Origin of the sequence: Streptomyces malaysiensis subsp. samsunensis (assembly GCF_024519315.1) — a bacterium.
In the GTDB taxonomy this organism is placed as follows: domain Bacteria; phylum Actinomycetota; class Actinomycetes; order Streptomycetales; family Streptomycetaceae; genus Streptomyces; species Streptomyces malaysiensis.
In genome coordinates this window covers 1-2,190 of record NZ_JANIIC010000188.1, presented here as the reverse complement: position 1 = coordinate 2,190, position 2,190 = coordinate 1, and the positions used below count along the sequence as shown (strand labels likewise).

Here is a 2,190-nt window from a genome sequence, read left to right as displayed (position 1 = left end):
CTAGTGCTGTGACCGCATAGGTTCACGGGTTGGTAGTTGGAGCGGTTGGATGGGCGGTGATGTCCGTTCCAATCGCTGGAGGTGTGGTGGCCGAGCCTGTGCGGGTGTGCAGACTGACCGACCAGGAAGGGCAGAAACTGCAGCAGATCGTGCGCCGGGGCAGCACCAGTTCGGTGCGCTATCGCCGGGCGATGATGCTGCTGGCGTCCGCCGGCGGGAACCGCGTTCCAGTGATCGCCCAGCTGGTCCAGGCCGATGAGGACACGGTGCGGGAGGTGATCCACCGGTTCAACGAGATCGGCCTGGCCTGCCTGGACCCTCGATGGGCGGGAGGTCGTCCCCGCCTGCTCAGCCCTGACGACGAGGACTTCGTCATCCAGACGGCCACCACCCGCCCCACCAAGCTCGGCCAGCCCTTCACCCGCTGGTCGATCCGCAAACTCGTCGCCTACCTGCGCCGCGTGCACGGACGCGTCATCCGCATCGGCCGCGAAGCCTTACGGTGCCTGCTCCGTCGCCGCGGCATCACTTTCCAGCGCACCAAGACCTGGAAGGAGTCCCCCGACCCCGACCGCGACGCCAAGCTCGACCGGATCGAGCACGTCCTGGAGCACTTCCCGGACCGGGTCTTCGCCTTCGACGAGTTCGGGCCGCTGGGGATCCGGCCCACCGCGGGCTCCTGCTGGGCGAAGCAGGGCAAGCCCGACCGCCTGCCGGCGACCTACCGCCGCACTCACGGCGTCACCTACTTCCACGGCTGCTACTCCGTGGGCGACGACCGGCTGTGGGGCGTCAATCGCCGCCGCAAGGGCACCGCCAATACCCTGGCCGCGCTGAAGTCGATCCGCGCCGCCCGGCCCGACCGAGCCCCGATCTATATCATTCTGGACAACCTCTCCGCCCACACCGGTGCTGACATCCGCCGCTGGGCGAAGAAGAACAAGGTCGAGCTGTGCTTCACCCCGACCTACGCGTCCTGGGCCAACCCGATCGAGGCCCACTTCGGACCGCTGCGGCAGTTCACCCTGGCCAACTCCCACCACCGCAGCCACCCCGCGCAGACCCGGGCACTGCACGCCTATCTGCGATGGCGCAACGCCAACGCCCGCCATCCCGACGTTCTGGCCGCTCAACGCCGAGAGCGGGCCCGCATCCGCAGCGAGAAGGGCATTCGCTGGGGCGGATGCCCGCTCGCTGGCGCGGCCTGACAGCACTTCGTGCACATCGCCTCCGACCCAACGTAGGATCCAGAGGTCACACTCGTGAGCATCCGTAAGACGCATCGCGCTCTGCTGAGCCGTCTGCTGCCCGATGACAAACCGGACGGCCTTGCAGTACGGCAGGGGCAATTCCACACCGTGGTCATTGGCTCAGACCGCGTCGTGTGCCTGCCTCGCACCCGGGCAGCGGCCGCCCGGTTGCCCCAGCGGGTGGCCGCACTACACGCACTCGCCGGCCTCGACCTCGGCTTCCGCACACCTGAGCCGCTGCTTCAGGGCGGCGTCCACGGGACCGACGAGGCGCCGTTCCTGGTACTCAGCCGCATTCCCGGAGAACCGCTGGAGACCGACGCCCTCAACGATGCCCAAGTGGTCGACACCGTGGCGGCGCAGTACGCCACGCTGCTGTCCGCTCTGGCCCGTGCCGGCACCGACGAGACGGTACGAGCAGTTCTCCCTCAGGCACCAGAAGGCCAGTGGCGGCGGTTCGCGGAGAACGTGCGCGCGGAGCTGTTCCCGCTCATGTCCGACAGCGGACGCCTACGGGCCGAGCGGGAGCTCACAGCACTCGACAACCTTCCCCACCTCACCCGAGCAGTGGTCCATGGCGACCTCGGTGCCGAAAACGTCCTGTGGGAGTGGCCTCACGGCCTGCCGCACCTCTCCGGAGTACTCGACTGGGACGACGTCACACTCAGCGACCCGGCTGAGGACCTCGCAGCCATCGGCGCCAGCTACGGCCCCGAGCTCCTAGAGCGGGTGCTCGCCCTGGGCAGCTGGTCAAACCACGGGCTCTTCACCCGCATCGCCGCGATCCGCGGCACTTTCGCCCTGCAGCAAGCCCTCTACGCAATCCGCGATGACGACGAGGAAGAACTCGCGGACGGCCTAACCGACTACCGCTGAGTCACACCGGCACATCCGCTTCATCGAGCACTTCACATCAACAGCAACCCGGTGAACCTATGCG

General features: G+C 67.9%; 2 protein-coding genes. Both read left to right on the top strand.

Features of this window, described 5'->3' with window-relative positions; all coding sequences use genetic code 11:
* Window positions 1-86 precede the first annotated feature (86 nt).
* Entirely contained in the window at window positions 87-1,208 is a 1,122-nt protein-coding gene (locus tag NQU54_RS48350) for an IS630 family transposase (RefSeq protein ID WP_308408554.1), read from the top strand.
* Between the two features lie 54 nt (window positions 1,209-1,262).
* Complete coding sequence (vph, locus tag NQU54_RS48345) at window positions 1,263-2,126, top strand: viomycin phosphotransferase (RefSeq protein WP_257636622.1); 864 nt, start codon at window positions 1,263-1,265, stop codon at window positions 2,124-2,126.
* Window positions 2,127-2,190 lie beyond the last annotated feature (64 nt).